This is a genomic window from Streptomyces sp. SS7, assembly GCF_037993025.1.
In the GTDB taxonomy this organism is placed as follows: domain Bacteria; phylum Actinomycetota; class Actinomycetes; order Streptomycetales; family Streptomycetaceae; genus Streptomyces.
Window position 1 is genome coordinate 1,751,685 of the sequence record NZ_CP141223.1, and the last position, 16,471, is coordinate 1,768,155.

Sequence of the window (16,471 nt, forward strand, 5' to 3'; positions counted from 1 at the left end):
ACGCGCCCTCAGGAGAGTCATGCCCAGCGCCCAGCCGCCCAGGGCCGTGTTCGCCATGGATGCGGTGCACCTCCCCCGGCTGTTCCCCGCCCCGCTCCTGGCCCGGCTGCGGCAGACGGCGGAGATCGATCCCGCCCTGGTCGTACGGGACTTCGCCGACCCGGCCGCCGCGTCGGCGCTGGCCGGCGCCGATGTGCTGGTCACCGGCTGGGGCTGCCCGTACCTCGACGCGCGGGCGCTCACCGCGCTGCCCCGGCTGCGCTCGGTCCTGCACGCCGCGGGTTCCGTGCGCCCACTGGTCGGCGAGGCCCTGTGGGAACGCGGAGTGACGGTCTCCAGCGCGGCGGCCGGCAACGCGATACCGGTCGCCGAGTACACGCTCGCGATGATCCTGCTCGCGGGGAAGGACACCTTCGTCCACCGGGAGCGCTACCGCCGCACCCACACCCGGCTCACCCCTGCCGAGACGGCCGCCGTCGGCAACTTCGGCCGCCGGATCGGCGTCATCGGCGCCTCCCGGGTGGGCCGTCGGCTGCTGGAGCTGCTGCGCCCGTACGACTTCGAGGTCCTCCTCCACGACCCGTACGTGGAGGCGTCCGAGGCCGCCGCCCTCGGCGCCCGGCTCGTCGCACTGGAGGACCTGCTGCGGCACAGCGACGTCGTCAGCCTGCACGCCCCCGACCTCCCCGAGACGCATCACCTGCTGGACCGCCCCCGCCTCGCCCTGATCCGCGACGGCGGCGTGCTGATCAACACCTCCCGAGGTGCCCTCGTCGACCATGCGGCGCTCACCGACGAGCTGGTCTCCGGCCGGCTGCAGGCGGTCCTGGACGTCACCGACCCCGAACCGCTCCCCGCCGACTCGCCCCTTTACCGCCTCCCCAACGTCTTCCTCACCCCTCACATCGCCGGGTCCCTGGGCAATGAGCTGGAGCGGCTGGGGCTCATCGTGGTCGAGGAGCTGGAGCGCCTGGCAGACGGCCTGCCGCTGGCCCACGAGGTACGCCACGCGGACCTGGCCCGGGTGGCGTGACCGGCGCCCGGCGCGGAGGGCGTCCGGTTGCGGGTGAGGCGCCGACGCGTGCGCCCGCCCCCGGCGCGACGCGCCGGTGTCTTCACCTCGCGCCGCCCCGCCCCTAGGATAGCAAGCGCTTTCTGCGAGCCGCCTGTCCGGATCGGCTCCACTACGGCGCTGGTCGAGCTTTCGCTGGCCCTCGGGCGGGCCGGAGAGGTGGTTCCCCATGGTGCGCACGGCGAGTGCGAGCGCGACGGCCGGGCCGACGCTGGCGGTCGTGGCCCGCGAGGCGGGGGTGTCCGTACCCACCGCGTCCAAGGTGGTCAACGGGCGGGAGGACGTCGCACCCGAGACCAGACGCCGGGTCACGGAGGCGCTGGACCGGCTCGGTTATGTGCGCAGGCCGCGCTTCGACGCCTCGAAGCCGCCGCGGCTGGTCGATCTGGTCGTGCACTCGCTGGAGAGTTCCTGCTCGGGGGCGGTGCTGCACGGGGTGGAGGAGGCGGCGCACGACGCGGGGCTGGACGTGGTGGTCTCGGCGGCGCTGTCCCGGACGCGGGGCGGTCGGCCGCAGCGGGGTTGGCTGGACAAGCTGACCGTGCGTGGTTCGGCCGGAGTGCTGTTCAACCTGGCCGAGTTGACGGACTCCCAGTACGCGTGGCTGGCTCAGCACCGTACGCCGTTCGTGCTGATCGATCCGGCGGTGGAACCGCCGTCGGACGTGGTGTCGGTGGGCGCGGCGAACTGGCAGGGCGGGGTGACCGCGACCGAGCATCTGCTGGCGCTCGGGCATGAGCGGATCGCCGTGATCGCGGGCCCGCGGCGGAAGATGTGCAGCAGTGCGCGGGTGGCGGGGTACCGTTCGGCGCTCGCGGCGGCGGGGCTGCCGCAGCGCGCCGATTATGTGCGCAACGGTGGTTTCGACGAGTCCACCGCGCACCGCCGGATGCGGGAGCTGCTCGATCTGCCCGAGCCGCCGACGGCGGTCTTCGTGTGCTCCGACGTGATGGCCCTCGGGGCCTACCGGGCGGCGACGGAGCGGGGGTTGAGGATTCCGTACGACCTCAGTGTGGTCGGGTTCGACGATCTGCCGGAGTCCCGCTGGACGACCCCCGCCCTGACCACCGTCCGACAGCCGCTGGCCGAGATGGCGGCGACGGCGCTGCGGCTGCTGGTGCGGATGATGGACGGCGAGCGGCCGGAGGGCACCCGCACGGAGCTGTCGACCCGCCTGGTGGCACGGGCGAGCACGGCCGCGCCCCGGCACTGAGACCGGTGCCCGACGCCGCGAGCGAGCTCACCGGTCGCCGTCACGCACGAGTTACGGCCCTGGGGCCCGGCCCAGGCCCCCAAACGCGACCCGAAACGCGACCCGGAACGGGATCGGTGCGGGGCCCGGCCCGGCACACGGTCCGGCACGAAACCGGGCCCGGCACGGGATCGACACAGGGCCGGCACGAAACCGGCGCGGGCCCCGGCACACGACCCGGCACTGGATCGGTGCGGGGCCCGCACGAGATCGGCACACGGCCCGGCTCGAAACCGGCGCAGGCCCCCCATACGGACCGGCACAGGCCCCCCGTACGGACCGGCGCAGGCCCCCCATACGGACCGGCACAGGTCCCCCGTACGGACCGGCACGGGATCGGCACACCCGCCGACCCGCGGCCCGAGACGAGATCGGTGCGCGGCCCCGCACGGGACCCGCACACGGCCCCGCACGAAACCGGCGCAGGACCCGGCCCGGAACCGGCGCACGGACCGGCCTCACATCGGCGCAGGGTCCAGCCCGGGATCCGTGCGGCCGTGGAAAGGCCCGGCGGCCCGGCCCGGCCCGTCATGTCATTCGTTCGGCCGGGTGGCGGGTTGCGTCGCGTTGGGGCGGCGGGGGTGTGTCCGTCCGCCGGGCGCGGCTGCGGGCGATGTTGCGTTCCAGCAGGCGGGTCGCCGTGCCGACGCCCACCCCGTCGGCGTCGCTCCTCGTCTCGGGCAGCCGGCCGTCCGTGCGGCGGAGTGCGGCGAGGGCGGCGTGCATGGCCTCGTGGGCGGCGAACAGGCAGGGCGTGCTGTAGATGGCGACGTCGACGCCGAGGTCGGCGAGTTCGCCGAGGGAGAGGCGGGGGGACTTGCCGCCCGCAATCTGGTTGAACAGCAGCGGCTTGCCGCCGACGACGGCCCGGATGCGGCGGATCCAGTCGACGCTGCGGACGCCGTCGACGAGGACCACGTCCGCGTCGGTGGCGGCGAGGGTCTCGGCGCGGTGCAGGATGTCGTGCTCGTCGGTGGCGTCCGTGCGGGCCACGACGAGCAGGTCCCGGCGGGTGGCGAGGACCATCTCCAGCTTGGCGAGGTACTCCTCCAGGGGCAGCACCTGCTTGCCGTCGGCGTGGCCGCAGCGGCGGGGCCGTTTCTGGTCCTCCAGGACGACACCGGAGGCGCCGATCCGTTCGAGTCCCTCCACCACGTGGCAGGCGACCTCGGGGTCGACATAGCCGTCGTCGATGTCGACCAGCAGGTGGTGGCCGGGGAACGCGCCGCGCAGCCGCTGGACGAACGCCATCATGTCGGGCCAGGCGATGAAGCCGATGTCGGGCAGTCCGTAGTAGGAGGCGGCGAAGCCGAACCCGGAGACGAACATCCCGTCGTAGTGCTGCGCGGCGATCGACGCCGAGTACATGTCGTACACGCCGATGAGCGGGGTGGTCCCCGGTGCGGCGATCCGCTGCCGCAGCTTGGTCCCGTAAGTCACCGTCCGGCTCCTCCTGAGCGTCCTTTTCACCCGATCAAACCGGACAGGAGGATCTCCGGCGGCCGGCGGGCGGACCGCTCCCGGCGCGGGGTCGGTCACCCCGATGGCGGAAGCGGTTCACCGCAGAAACGTCACTGGGCGTCGGGGCCCACCCGGGCCGCCCAAGCGATCCCGCCCCGCAGATGGGCCAGGAAGTCGGGGTCGCGATAGGCCTCGGAGGCGTGTCCGAGGGCGGTGTAGAAGACCCGGCCCGCGCCCTCCTCGCGGCACCAGACCAGGGGGTGGTCGGCGCCCATGCCGCCGCCCTCGTACGAGGACTCGTCGGCGCCGGCGAGGACGCGGACCCGGCCGCGCGGGCTGGCGCGGAAGTCGTACCACTCGTCGGTGAAGTCCCAGACGGTGGGCAGGTGCCGGGTGGCGGGGTGGTCGTGGTCCTCGACGACCGCCTTGCCGGGCTGGTAGGCGGGGTGGCGGTCGAAGCGGGCGCCGAGGAGTTCGCCGTAGTACGGCCAGTCGTACTCGGTGCAGGCCGCCGCGTGCACCCCGACGAAGCCGCCGCCCGCGCCGACGTACGCGCTGAGGCGTTCGCGTCCGGCGGGGGTGAGGACCTCGCCGCTGGTGGAGAGGAAGACCACGGCGGCGTACCCGTCCAGGGGGGCCTCCAGGGCCGCCGGGTCCTCGCTGTGGTCGGCCTCGAAGCCGTCCAGGGCCCGTACGGCGGTGACGGCGTCCGGGATGGAGTCGTGGCGGTAGGCGGTGGTGCGGGTGTACACGAGCAGGCGGGCGGTCATGCCGCCGAGCCTATGACCGTGGGCGGCGGTGTCCCAGTGAGATCGTCGAGCGAAACTTTCAGGATCCGTCGTCTCGCGCGGCCCCCACGCGCAGGGGGCGGTTGCGGCTTTCCCCGGGCGCGGGCGTCGTCGGCGGCGGGGCGCGTAGGCTCGGCCGGGATGAACACCATTCCTGCACGTCTCGACCACATCGTCCTCGCGACCCCCGAACTGGCGGCGACGGTCGCGGAGTTCACCCGGCGCACGGGAGTGGCGCCCGTGCCGGGCGGGGTGCATCCGGAGCACGGCACGCGCAACCATCTGGTGGGGCTGGGGGGCGGCGCGTATCTGGAGATCCTCGGCCCCGATCCGGAGCGGCCCGCACCGGCGGGTCCGCGCCCGTTCGGCGTGGACGGTCTCGACCGGGCGCGTGTCCTCACCTGGGCGATCGGCCCGGCGGACCTGGACGCGACGGTTGCGGCGGCCCGGGCCCGGGGTTACGACCCGGGTGACGTACGGGAGATGAGCCGTCGGCGGCCCGACGGCACGCTGCTGCGGTGGCGGCTGACCGACGGCGGGCGCCCGCACCCGTCCGGTCTGGTGCCGTTCCTCATCGACTGGGGTGCGGCGCCCCACCCGTCGGCGTCCGGATTGCCGGTGACCCCGCTGCGGGAGCTGACCGCCACCGTCCCCGACCCCGGGGAACTCCGTGCGCTGCTGGCGCTCCTCGGCACGGACCTGCGCCTGTCCGAGGGCCCGGCGGCGTTCTCCTTCACGGTGGACAGTCCGAACGGGCCGGTGCGCTTCGGCTGACGCGGGGCACCGGCCGGTGGGGGCTGTCCGTTTCCTTCAAGACCGTCCGGCCCGCCGCGCCTACGGTGGCCGTATGCGTACACGATTCGATGCCATCGGGCTGGTGGTCTCCGACATGGCCGCCTCCGTCGCCTTCTACCGCAGGCTGGGGTTCGCGTTCCCCGACGGCGCCGAGCGGGAGCCGCACACCGAGGCGGAGCTGCCCGGCGGGCTGCGGCTGCTGCTGGACACCGAGGAGACCGTGCGGTCCTTCCGTCCGGGCTGGCGTGCGCCGTCCGGGGGCGGACGGGCCTCGCTCGCGCTGCGCTGCGCGGGACCGGCCGAGGTCGACGCGGTGTACGAGGAGCTGACCGGCGCCGGCCATCACGGGGAGCTGAAGCCCTGGGACGCGTTCTGGGGCCAGCGGTACGCCGTCGTGCACGACCCCGACGGCAACGGCGTCGACCTCTTCGCGCCGCTGCCGGAGCGGTGGACGGCCGGGGCGCTCACCGCTGGCGCAGCAGCAGTCCGCTCAGTGTGGTGCCGGTGAACTCCCGCACATCGCGGGCGAGATGGGCCTGGTCGGCGTATCCGGCGCGGGCCGCGGTGTCCGCGTACGGCACCCCGGCGCGGGCGAGGTCGAGGGCGCGCCGCAGGCGCAGGATCCGGGCGAGGGTCTTCGGGCCGTAGCCGAAGGCGTCGAGGGAGCGGCGGTGCAGCCGCCGGGCGCCGAGGCCGAGCGCGTCGGCGGTGGCGGCGACGGAGCGGCCCTCGGCGAGCGCGGTGACCAGCCGTCGCAGGTGCGGGTCGGGGGGTGCGGCCCGCTCCAGGGCCAGGTCCTCCAGCGCCGTGGCGGGGTCGGGAGCGGCGGCGACGCGAGCGGTCAGGCGCCGTACCCGGGCCGCCGGCCACAGGTCGGCCAGGTCCACGCGGCGGTCGCGCAGCGCGTGGGCCGGTACGCCGAGCAGGCCGGGGGCGGTGCCGGGGTAGAAGCGGACACCGGCCCAGGCCGTGGGCGGTCCGCCGGGGACGTGGGCGCGGGTGTCGGGGCCGGCGACCAGCAGGCGGCCGTCGTTCCACAGCAGGTCCATGCAGCCGTCGGGCAGGACGGGGAGCGCGTCGGATCCGGGCACGGGAGCGTTCGTCCAGACCACCGCGCCGGCCAGCCGGGAGGGCCTTTCCTGATACACGGGGGCCAGGCTACGCCGCCCCGGGCTCGAGGCACCCGGGTCATCCGGGGCACGCGTCGTCGCGGGGGTGACCCCGGCCGTGCGGGGCGTCACGCGGCATCACGGTCGCGCGGACCACCGGGGCCGGCCTGGTTCGCTTCCTGTGCGTCCCACACGTCCGGTGCTCACGTCCCGTGCCGGCTGCCCGTGCTCACTTCCCGTCGTCCCCGGGCTCCTCCCCGTGGGTCCCCGTGGTGCCGTTCTGCTTCGGGGAGGTCTTGGCGTGGGTGCGCAGCCGGGCCGTGACGTCGTCGGGGGGCAGGAAGCGGGACCAGCGTTCGGGGAACTCGGAGGGCATGTCGGGGTCGTCGGGGTCGTCGTCGTGGGTGCGGGCGGCGGCCAGGCGGGCGACGTACTCGGCGGCTTCCTCCTCGCGGATGCGCTCGTTGGCGGCGCGGGCGGCGGCGGTCGCCGCGGCGGGCCAGACCCGGTCGATGGCGGCGTTGACGGCGGCGCCGACCAGCACGGCGAAGGCGGACACGCCGATCCACAGCATGACGGCGACCGCGGCGGCGAGGGAGCCGTAGATGGAGGCGCCCTCGATGGTGTGGGTGAGGTAGATGCGCAGCAGGAAGCTGCCGAGGACCCACATGGCGAGGGCGACGAGCGCTCCGGGGACGTCCTCGATCCACGGGGAGCGCACGGGCACGGACACGTGGTAGAGGGTGGTCAGGAAGGCCACGGACAGGACGATCACCACGGGCCAGTACAGGATCTGCACGAGGGTGGTCGACCAGGGCACGATCCGGACGACGGCGTCGGGTCCGGCCACCATGAGGGGCAGGGCGACGGAGCCGATCAGCAGGGCGGCGAGGAACAGCAGGAACGCCACCAGCCGGGTCTTGACGATGCCGCGGACGCCGTCGAGGCCGTACATGACGGTGATGGTGTCGATGAAGACGTTGACGGCGCGGGAGCCGGACCACAGGGCGAACAGGAAGCCTATGGAGATGACGTCGGGGCGGCCGCCCCTCATCACGTCGTCGAGGATGGGCTGGGCGATCTGTGCGACGCCCTTGTCGGACAGGACCGTGCGGGACGCCTCGAGGAGGTTGCTCTCCAGGCTGCTGATGGAGTCGGTGCCGGTCCAGTCGTCGACGTAGCCGAGCAGGCCGATGAGACTGAGCAGCAGGGGCGGCACGGACAGCAGGGTGAAGAAGGCGGCCTCGGCGGCGAGGCCGAGGATGCGGTACTCGATGCAGGAGTTGACGGTGTCCTTCAACAGCAGCCAGGCCGTCCGCCGCTTGGAGACGTTCCGGTACAGGGCACGCGCCCGGTGGAGGCGTCCCGTGGGGCCTCCTGGTTGCTCGGGTGACTGTCTTGCTGGCTGCACGCCCTAAAGGTATCCGCCGTTCGGGTCTGCACTCACCTCCGGCGAGGCCGCATCGCCTGGTCGGGGCGCGGCACGCGGAGCTCGGGTCGGCGTCGGGGGCGTACCCGGGGGTAGGTTCGCGGTATGGCAGGCAGCACGCACACCGTGACCAATCAGCCGCCCGAACTGAGCGGGTACGACGTCTACGGCGCCGACCGGGTCCTGATGTCGGCCGTGGGGCGGCATCTGGATCCCGCGCTGGCGCAGGAGGCGCACGACGAGCTGTCCGGGCTGGGGCGGGCCGCCGGGTCGGAGCAGCTGCGGGAGTGGGCGGTGCAGGCCGACGTGCATCCGCCGAGGCTGCGCACGCACGACCGGTTCGGGCACCGGGTGGACGAGGTGGACTTCCATCCGGCGTGGCACCGGCTGCTGGGCAAGGGGGTGGGCGCCGGGTTGACGGCGGCGTGGACGCGGCCCGGCGGGCAGGTGCGGCGGGCGGCGGCGTTCGTGGTGTGGACGCAGGTGGAGGCGGGCACCTGCTGTCCGCTGTCGATGACGCACGCGGCGGTACCGGCGCTGCGGACGGACCCGGAGCTGGCCGCCGAGTGGGAGCCCCGGCTGACGTCCCAGGTCTACGACCGCGCCCTGCGGCCCGCGCGGCTGAAGGCGGGGGCGCTGTTCGGGATGGGGATGACGGAGAAGCAGGGCGGCAGCGACGTCCGGACGAACACGACGCGGGCGGTGCCGCTGGCGGAGGCGGGGACGTATGCGCTCACGGGCCACAAGTGGTTCTGCTCGGCGCCGATGTCGGACGGTTTCCTGGTGCTGGCGCAGGCTCCGGAGGGTCTGACCTGCTTCCTGGTGCCGCGGGTGCTGGAGGACGGGGGCAGCAACGTGTTCCGGCTGCAGCGGCTGAAGGACAAGCTGGGCAACCGGTCGAACGCGTCGGCGGAGGTGGAGTTCGACGGGACGTGGGCGCGCCGGGTCGGCGAGGAGGGGCGGGGGGTGCGCACGATCATCGACATGGTGGCGGCGACCCGGGTGGACTGTGTGCTGGGGTCGGCGGGGCTGATGCGGCAGGCGGTGGCGCAGGCGGTGCACCACTGCACCTACCGTGAGGCGTTCGGGGGGCGGCTGCGCGACAAGCCGCTGATGCGCAACGTGCTGGCGGACCTGGCGGTGGAGTCGGAGGCGGCGACGACGCTGGGGCTGCGGCTGGCGGCGGCCTGTGACGACGGCGGCGAGCAGGAGCGGGCGTTCCTGCGGATCGCGGTGCCGGCGGCGAAGTACTGGGTGACCAAGCGCTGTGCGCCGCTGGTGGTGGAGGCGGCGGAGTGTCTGGGCGGCAACGGCTATGTGGAGGAGTCGGGGATGCCGCGGCTGGTGCGGGAGTCGCCGCTGAACTCGGTGTGGGAGGGCGCGGGCAATGTGCAGGCGCTCGACGTGCTGCGGGCGTTGCAGCGGGAGCCCGGGGCGCTGGACGCGTATCTGCGGGAGGTGGGGCGGGCGCGGGGGGCGGATCACCGGCTGGACGGGGCGATCAAGGGGCTGCTGACGGAGTTGGCCGATCTGCACGGGGTGGAGGCGCGGGCGCGGCGGCTGGCGGAGCGGTTCGCCCTGGTGCTCCAGGGGGCGCTGCTGGTGCGGTTCGCGCCGCCGGAGGTGGCGGACGCGTTCTGTGCGTCGCGGCTCGGCGGGGACGGGGGTGCGGCGTTCGGGACGCTGCCGCACAGCCTCCCGCTGGAGGCCCTGGTGGAGCGGGCCGCACCCGTGGTCTGAGCTGGGAGGGCAGGTGCGGGGGTGGTGCTGCGCCGACACGGCACCACCCCCGCGGCTTTGGCCCTGCGAGGCCAGGATCGCCGCTCGGGACGGCGTGCCTCAAGTTTCGGACACCCTGTGGATGTTCACCAGGGTTGCAAGGGGTTGCAACCTGTGGGCGGTTGTGACCGGAGTGCACCCCTCCGGGCGGGGCGGGCGGCAAGATGGGGGACTTCGGCACGACTGGAAACAGTCGGTCGGAGACCGTCGGCCGGAAACGGCCTTGCGGAAACTGTCGGTTGAATCGCTCCGTGCACCCGGGAGGCTCCTGTGGCCCACTCGCCGATGAACGTGTCCCGGCTGGCGGCCGTCGATGCCGCGCGGGCGGCGCGGGTGCTCAACGAGGTGCGGGACGCGCGGCTGGCCGGGCGGCGGGCGCGGGTGGCGCCGCGTCCGGTGATCGAGGAGTCCTGGGAGCGGGTGCTGCGCGGCGGGGTGGATCCGGAGCACGGTTTCCCGCCGCCGACGCTGGGCGCGGACGAAGTGCGGCGGCTGCGGGAGGAGTCGCCGCTGCGGGAGGTGCTTCCGGTGCTGCGCGAGGGGCTGTTGTCGGTGGCGGACGTGGCGCAGCACATCATGGTGGTCGCCGACGACGCGGGCCGGGTGCTGTGGCGGGAGGGCTGTGCGCCGGTGCTGCGCAGGGCGGACGGGCTGGGGCTGGAGCCGGGCGCGGACTGGGGCGAGGGGGTGGTGGGCACCAACGGGGTGGGCACGCCGGCGGTGGTGCGGCGGCCGGTGCAGGTGTTCGCCGGTGAGCATTTCGTGCGGTCGCACGGGGGCTGGACGTGTGCGGGGGCGCCGATCTGCGATCCGCGCAACGGGCGGCTGCTCGGGGTGGTCGATGTCAGCGGGCCTCTGGAGACGGTGCATCCGGCGACGCTGGCGTGGGTGGAGTCGGTGGCCAAGCTCGCCGAGGCGCGGCTGCGGGAGGCGCACGTGGGGTCGCTGGAGCGGCTGCGGGCGGTGGCGGCGCCGGTGCTGGCCCGGTTGGGCGGCCGGGCGGCGGTGGTGGACGGGGACGGCTGGACGGCGGCGGTGAGCGGGATGCCGTACGCCGCGCGGATCGCGCTGCCGAAGTCGCCGTCGGCGGGGCGGCGGTGGCTGCCGACGCTCGGGCTGTGCACGCTGGAGCCGCTGGCCGGGGGCTGGTTGGTGCGGCCGGTGGACGAGGCGGGCGGGCGGGTGCCGGGGGAGGCGACCCGGATCGTGCTGGATGTGAGCCGGGCGCGGCGCTGGTCGGTGACGGTGTCGGGCGGGGCGGGCACCTGGTCGCACGAACTCAGTCCGCGGCACGCGGAGTTGCTGTATCTGCTGGCGGTGCACCGGGGCGGGCGCAGTGCGTCGGGTCTGGCGCAGGACATGTTCGGCGATCCGGCGCGCACGGTGACGGTGCGGGCCGAGATGTCGCGGGTACGGCGGTATCTGGGGGGCTTCCTGGAACACCGGCCGTATCGTTTCTGCGAGGAGGCGGAGGTCGAGGTGCTCCGGCCGGCCGACCCGGCGGGGCTGTTGCCGCACTCGACGGCGCCCGCGGTCCTGCGGGAGCGGACCGGGCCGGGCACCCCGTGACGGCTGGGCCGTGGCACCAGATGCCAGGAATGCGCCGTTCCGGCCCGCCCGGCACACACGCTGTGGCAAACGGGTACCGCACTGTAGCCGGAATGCTGCACCCGGTGGCATCTTCCGCATATTTGCGAGCTCTTCGTCCGGGACGGCCCCCCTCTGCCGTAGCATCCCTCTACGGGTCACCCCACCTGCTCCTCGGTCAACGTACGGATCATCAGGCGCAGTTGGCCCGCCTCGGGAGGACGAATGAGACATCGCGGCCGACATCGCCGGCGTAGGCGGGGCAGAGCGGTACGGGCGTTCCTGGCCGGGACCGCCCTCGCCCTCACCGCCGCCGCCACCATGATCAGCGCCTCCCAGGCCACGGTCACCGACGAAGGCCCCGGGGCCCTGAAGCCGCTGGCCGCGGACGCGGGGACCGGGCGGCCGGGGCTGGTCCGGGACATGGTCCCGCAGGCCGATCTGGACCGGCTGGCGGGCGCGATGGGGCCACCGGTGGGCGTGGGCGCCGTGCTCGCCCGGGCCGACGGCACACTGCGCGACGCGGACGGCTGTTCGACGGCCGAGCGCGCGGACCTCCCGGTCTCCCCCGCGGCCACCCGGGCGTACTGCTGGAACGGCTCCGACACCGAGGGCTGGCAGCCGGGCGCGGTCACCACCTCGGGCGACGCGGACGACGACGGTGTCTGGGGCAGCAACCGGGTCGTGCTCTCCGCCTGGTCGGACACCCGCGGGACCCCGGCTGACCAGGGGCTGGCGCGGGTCGCGTTCCTCGACGCCAACGACCTCGGCCGGCTCTCGTACACCTGGGTGCTGCTGGCGGTGCCGGTGGACGGCGGCCGGGACTACCGGGGGCTGGTCTCCCATGTCTCCGGGATGGTCTGGTACCAGGACAAGCTGCTGGTCACCGCCGACGACGGGGACACGGCCGCGCTGTACGTGTACGACATGAACCGCATCCAGCGCGCCGGGGTCCTCGGCGAGGCGGTCGGCCGCACGGACGGCGGCTGGTCGGCGCACGGCTACCGGTTCGTCCTGCCGGCCGTCGGCTCCTACCGGCTCGACGGCGGCGGCGCCCCGCGGCCCACGACGATCTCGCTCGACCGCAGCACCGCCCCGGACACGCTGGTCGCCGGCGAGTGGACCCTCGACGGCGGCGACCGGGTCGCCCGGCTGTGGCGCTATCCGTTCAGCACGGCCGCCGGCCGCACGGGTCTGCTCGCCGACGGCGCCGACGGACGGGCGCGGGTGTCGGAGGCGTACGAGACGAAGCTCACCGGGGTGCGCGGCGTGCTGTCGTACGGCGGCGCCTGGTACGTCAGCCGGGCGGCCGGGGCCGGGGAGCGGCACGGCGAGCTGTGGCGGCAGTCGACCGCCGAGAAGGACGGGGCGCGGGCCGCGGAGTGCGGCACCGCCGGGGCCCACGCCTGCTGGAGCACCCGCACGGAGTCCCTCTCCTACTGGGCCGAGACCGGCGAGGTCTGGACGCAGTCCGGCCGCGTGCTGTTCGCCACACCCCTGTCCACGCTCGCGAGCACGGCCTCGGACCACCCGGCGCGCATGCCGGCCCAGTAGGAGGCGGAACGGCGGGGCACGGGAGGAGGAAGGCCGGGTCCCGCTCGACCGGCCGCCGCGCGGACGGCGATCGACAGACCCTCCGGCGTGATGATTCCCTGGCCGCATGACGCACATCCCCGTGACCACCTGGTCCCTGGAGCAGACCGCCCCGACCGACCTCCTGCCGGCCGCCGCGCCGGAGGGGGACGTCCGGATCGTCCGCGCCGAGGTGCCCTCACCCGAGTTCAGCCGCTTCCTCTACGCCTCCGTCGGCGGCGACATCCGCTGGATCGACCGGCTGAGCTGGTCGTACGCGCGCTGGGTCGAGCACCTGGCGCGCCCGGGGGTCGAGACCTGGGTCGCCTACGACCACGGCACGCCCGCCGGGTACGTGGAGCTGGAGCCGCAGGACGACGGGGTTGTGGAGATCGTGTACTTCGGCCTGATCCCAGCCTTCCGGGGACGGCGGATCGGCGGGCACCTGCTGTCGTACGGGGCCGCCCGCGCCTGGGACCTCGGCGACCGCCGGCCGGGCCTGCCGCAGACCAAGCGGGTGTGGCTGCACACCTGCAGCCTGGACGGCGAGCACGCCCTGGCGAACTACCAACGGCGGGGTTTCAAGCTGTTCGACACCAAGGTGGAGGAGCAGCCGGAGGTGGCCGCGCCGGGCCCCTGGCCCGGTGCGCAGGCCGGCTGACCGGGCCGCGCATACCGGTTCTGACCTGCGGGGACAAGGGCCCGTGCGCGCCATGTGATCGAGGACACCCGCGTCTCACTCTTCGGGACAAGGGTGTCCACATGGCGGATAAAGCTGGACTGTGTCCAGATCGCCGTGCCACGCTTCCGTCATGTCTGGAACTGGGATTGCCTTGGTGAGTCGGCGGCACGTCGACCTCGGCCGCATGTCCAGCGCCATCTGTCCGGCGGGCTGACAGCACAGCGCCGCCGCGTCTCCTGATCCAGCCTTCCCCCCGCTTTCCCCTGCCCTCCCCCCGCGCAACGCCGCGCACCTATCCTCCCATGCGCCCGTACGCGCAGGTCAGAGCCGCTTTCCGCCTGTCCCGAAGGACGTATTCACGATGGCCGCCACCCCACAGAACCCTGCCGCCTCCGCGCCCCGTCGCAAGGTGAGCCGTCACCGCGGCGAAGGGCAGTGGGCCATGGGGCACCACACCCCGCTCAACGGCAACGAGCAGTTCAAGAAGGACGACGACGGTCTCAATGTGCGGACACGCATTGAGACGATCTACTCCAAGCGCGGCTTCGACTCCATCGACCCCAACGACCTGCGGGGCCGGATGCGCTGGTGGGGGCTGTACACCCAGCGCAAGCCCGGGATCGACGGCGGCAAGACCGCGATCCTGGAGCCGGAGGAGCTGGACGACAAGTACTTCATGCTGCGGGTGCGCATCGACGGCGGCCGGCTGACGACGCAGCAGCTGCGGGTGATCGGTGAGATCTCGCAGGAGTTCGCCCGGGGCAGCGCGGACATCACCGACCGGCAGAACATCCAGCTGCACTGGATCCGCATCGAGGACGTCCCGGAGATCTGGAACCGGCTGGAGGCCGTCGGCCTGTCCACCACCGAGGCCTGCGGTGACTGCCCGCGTGTCGTGATCGGCTCGCCGGTCGCCGGCATCGCCGAGGACGAGATCATCGACGGCACCTGGGCGATCGACGAGATCCAGCGGCGGTACATCGGCAGCAAGGAGTTCTCCAACCTGCCGCGCAAGTTCAAGTCCGCGATCTCCGGCTCACCGCTGCTGGACGTGGTGCACGAGATCAACGACATCGCGTTCGTCGGCGTCGAACACCCGGAGCACGGCCCCGGCTTCGACCTGTGGGTCGGCGGCGGTCTGTCGACCAACCCCAAGATCGGCGTGCGGCTCGGCGCCTGGGTGCCGCTGGCCGAGGTCCCCGACGTCTGGGCCGGCGTGATCGGCATCTTCCGTGACTACGGCTACCGCCGGCTGCGCAACCGCGCCCGGCTGAAGTTCCTGGTCGCCGACTGGGGCCCGGAGAAGTTCCGCCAGGTGCTCCAGGACGAGTACCTCGAGCGGGAGCTGATCGACGGCCCCGCGCCGGCCGAGCCCACCTCGCGCTGGCGTGACCACGTCGGCGTGCACCGCCAGCAGGACGGCAACTTCTACGTCGGCTTCGCCCCGCGTGTGGGCCGGGTGGACGGCGCCACCCTGGCGAAGATCGCCGACCTCGCCGAGGCGCACGGCTCGGGCCGGGTGCGCACCACCGTCGAGCAGAAGATGATCATCCTCGATGTGGTGGAGGACCAGGTCGAGTCGCTGGTGGAGGCCCTCCAGGCGCTGGACCTGACCGCGAAGCCCTCCTCGTTCCGGCGCGGCACCATGGCCTGCACCGGCATCGAGTACTGCAAGCTCGCCATCGTCGAGACCAAGCAGCGCGGCTCCTCCCTGATCGACGAGCTGGAGCGGCGGCTGCCGGACTTCGACGAGCCGCTGACCATCAACCTCAACGGCTGCCCGAACGCCTGCGCCCGTATCCAGGTCGCGGACATCGGTCTCAAGGGCCAGCTGGTCCTGAACGAGGCGGGCGAGCAGGTCGAGGGCTACCAGGTGCACCTGGGCGGCGCCCTGGGCCTCGAGGCCGGCTTCGGCCGCAAGGTGCGCGGTCTGAAGGTGACCTCGGAGGAACTGCCCGACTACGTCGAGCGGGTGCTCCGGCGCTTCCAGGCGGAGCGCGAGGACGGCGAGCGGTTCGCCGTCTGGGCGGCGCGAGCCGGCGAGGAGGCCCTCTCATGAGCGAGCGGGCCGCCCCCTTCCACTGCCCCTACTGCGGCGACGAGGACCTGCGACCGAATGAACAGGGCCACGGCGCGTGGGAATGCGCGGCATGCAACCGAGCATTCCAGCTGAAGTTCCTCGGGCTGCTGGCCCGGGGCGTTCAGCGCACCGACACGGGAGGGGACCGGATATGACGACGGTTCAGGAAGGCCGTACGACCGAGGAGTTGAAGGCGCTCGCCGAGCAGGCGGGCCGTGACCTGGAGGACGCCTCCGCGCTGGAGATCCTCCAGTGGGCGGTGGACACCTTCGGCAAGGGCTTCTGCGTGACCTCCTCCATGGAGGACGCGGTGGTCGCCCATCTGGCGTCCCGGGTCCGCAAGGGCGTGGACGTGGTGTTCCTCGACACCGGCTACCACTTCCCGGAGACCATCGGCACCCGTGACGCGGTCGAGGCCGTGATGGACGTCAACGTCATCACGCTCACCCCGCGCCGGACCGTCGCCGAGCAGGACGCCGAGTACGGGCCGAGGCTGCACGACCGCGACCCCGACCTGTGCTGCAGGCTGCGCAAGGTGGAGCCGCTGGAGGAGGGGCTCGCGGGATACCGGGCCTGGGCCACCGGCCTGCGGCGCGACGAGTCCCCGACCCGGGCGAACACCCCGGTGGTCGGCTGGGACGAGAAGCGGCAGAAGGTCAAGATCTCGCCCATCGCCCGCTGGACCCAGGACGACGTCGACGCGTACATCACCGAGCACGGCGTCCTGTCCAACCCCCTGCTGATGGACGGCTACGCCTCCGTCGGCTGCGCCCCCTGCACCCGCCGGGTCCTCGAGGGCGAGGACGCACGCGCCGGCCGCTGGGCGGGACGCGCCAAGACCGAGTGCGGACTGCACGGCTGACCC

The 16,471-nt window shown here is 73.6% G+C and carries 16 protein-coding genes; 12 read left to right on the forward strand and 4 right to left on the reverse strand.

Annotation, left to right across the window (positions count from 1 at the left end):
* Positions 1-19 precede the first annotated feature (19 nt).
* Both U5640_RS07895 and U5640_RS07900 read left to right on the forward strand, forming a co-directional pair.
* Positions 20-1,033, forward strand: coding sequence for a hydroxyacid dehydrogenase (locus U5640_RS07895; RefSeq protein ID WP_340375071.1), 1,014 nt, complete (start codon positions 20-22; stop codon positions 1,031-1,033).
* Between the two features lie 208 nt (positions 1,034-1,241).
* On the forward strand, positions 1,242-2,285 hold the full coding sequence (locus U5640_RS07900; RefSeq protein ID WP_340375072.1) for a LacI family DNA-binding transcriptional regulator: 1,044 nt from the start codon (positions 1,242-1,244) through the stop codon (positions 2,283-2,285).
* A gap of 567 nt (positions 2,286-2,852) precedes the next feature.
* On the opposite strand, the gene U5640_RS07905 is transcribed toward U5640_RS07900, so the two are convergent.
* Positions 2,853-3,764 carry an isocitrate lyase/PEP mutase family protein gene (locus tag U5640_RS07905; protein ID WP_340375073.1) on the reverse strand — a complete coding sequence of 304 codons (912 nt, stop codon included), beginning with the start codon at positions 3,762-3,764 and terminating at the stop codon, positions 2,853-2,855.
* 131 nt (positions 3,765-3,895) lie between these two features.
* Positions 3,896-4,555: a ThuA domain-containing protein gene (locus U5640_RS07910; RefSeq protein ID WP_340375074.1), complete on the reverse strand. Its 660-nt coding sequence runs from the start codon at positions 4,553-4,555 to the stop codon at positions 3,896-3,898.
* A 159-nt stretch (positions 4,556-4,714) separates the two neighbouring features.
* On the opposite strand from U5640_RS07910, the gene U5640_RS07915 reads away from it, so the two are divergent.
* A complete protein-coding gene (locus tag U5640_RS07915) occupies positions 4,715-5,347 on the forward strand; it encodes a VOC family protein (protein ID WP_340375075.1) in 633 nt (210 codons plus the stop codon).
* A 73-nt stretch (positions 5,348-5,420) separates the two neighbouring features.
* Positions 5,421-5,876: a VOC family protein gene (locus U5640_RS07920; RefSeq protein WP_340375076.1), complete on the forward strand. Its 456-nt coding sequence runs from the start codon at positions 5,421-5,423 to the stop codon at positions 5,874-5,876.
* Here the strand turns inward: U5640_RS07920 and U5640_RS07925 are convergent.
* Together U5640_RS07925 and U5640_RS07930 are read right to left on the reverse strand one after the other, a co-directional pair.
* Entirely contained in the window at positions 5,833-6,516 is a 684-nt protein-coding gene (locus U5640_RS07925) for a helix-turn-helix domain-containing protein (protein WP_340375077.1), read from the reverse strand. The genes U5640_RS07920 and U5640_RS07925 overlap by 44 nt on opposite strands.
* Positions 6,517-6,706: 190 nt before the next feature.
* Complete coding sequence (locus U5640_RS07930; protein WP_340375078.1) at positions 6,707-7,888, reverse strand: YihY/virulence factor BrkB family protein; 1,182 nt, start codon at positions 7,886-7,888, stop codon at positions 6,707-6,709.
* Positions 7,889-8,011: 123 nt separating this feature from the next.
* Between U5640_RS07930 and U5640_RS07935 the strand changes: the two genes are divergently transcribed.
* The 8 genes from U5640_RS07935 to U5640_RS07970 all read left to right on the forward strand — a co-directional run bounded on the left by U5640_RS07935 (position 8,012) and on the right by U5640_RS07970 (position 16,468).
* Positions 8,012-9,646 carry an acyl-CoA dehydrogenase family protein gene (locus U5640_RS07935; RefSeq protein ID WP_340375079.1) on the forward strand — a complete coding sequence of 545 codons (1,635 nt, stop codon included), beginning with the start codon at positions 8,012-8,014 and terminating at the stop codon, positions 9,644-9,646.
* A gap of 309 nt (positions 9,647-9,955) precedes the next feature.
* Positions 9,956-11,254, forward strand: a complete 1,299-nt coding sequence (locus tag U5640_RS07940) for a GAF domain-containing protein (protein WP_340375080.1) — start codon at positions 9,956-9,958, stop codon at positions 11,252-11,254.
* 243 nt (positions 11,255-11,497) lie between these two features.
* Positions 11,498-12,826: a hypothetical protein gene (locus U5640_RS07945; RefSeq protein WP_340375081.1), complete on the forward strand. Its 1,329-nt coding sequence runs from the start codon at positions 11,498-11,500 to the stop codon at positions 12,824-12,826.
* A gap of 106 nt (positions 12,827-12,932) precedes the next feature.
* Positions 12,933-13,505 (forward strand): GNAT family N-acetyltransferase, encoded by a 573-nt coding sequence (locus U5640_RS07950; protein WP_340375082.1) that lies wholly within the window; start codon positions 12,933-12,935, stop codon positions 13,503-13,505.
* 151 nt (positions 13,506-13,656) lie between these two features.
* The gene (locus U5640_RS07955) at positions 13,657-13,740 is read left to right on the forward strand and encodes a putative leader peptide (RefSeq protein WP_309500612.1); all 84 of its coding nucleotides are present in this window, start codon (positions 13,657-13,659) and stop codon (positions 13,738-13,740) included.
* Between the two features lie 147 nt (positions 13,741-13,887).
* Positions 13,888-15,585, forward strand: a complete 1,698-nt coding sequence (locus U5640_RS07960; protein WP_340375083.1) for a nitrite/sulfite reductase — start codon at positions 13,888-13,890, stop codon at positions 15,583-15,585.
* On the forward strand, positions 15,582-15,761 hold the full coding sequence (locus tag U5640_RS07965; RefSeq protein WP_055637400.1) for a hypothetical protein: 180 nt from the start codon (positions 15,582-15,584) through the stop codon (positions 15,759-15,761). The genes U5640_RS07960 and U5640_RS07965 overlap by 4 nt, the downstream gene beginning before the upstream one ends.
* The gene (locus U5640_RS07970) at positions 15,758-16,468 is read left to right on the forward strand and encodes a phosphoadenylyl-sulfate reductase (RefSeq protein ID WP_340375084.1); all 711 of its coding nucleotides are present in this window, start codon (positions 15,758-15,760) and stop codon (positions 16,466-16,468) included. Before U5640_RS07965 ends, U5640_RS07970 begins: the two co-directional genes overlap by 4 nt.
* Positions 16,469-16,471: the final 3 nt, after the last annotated feature.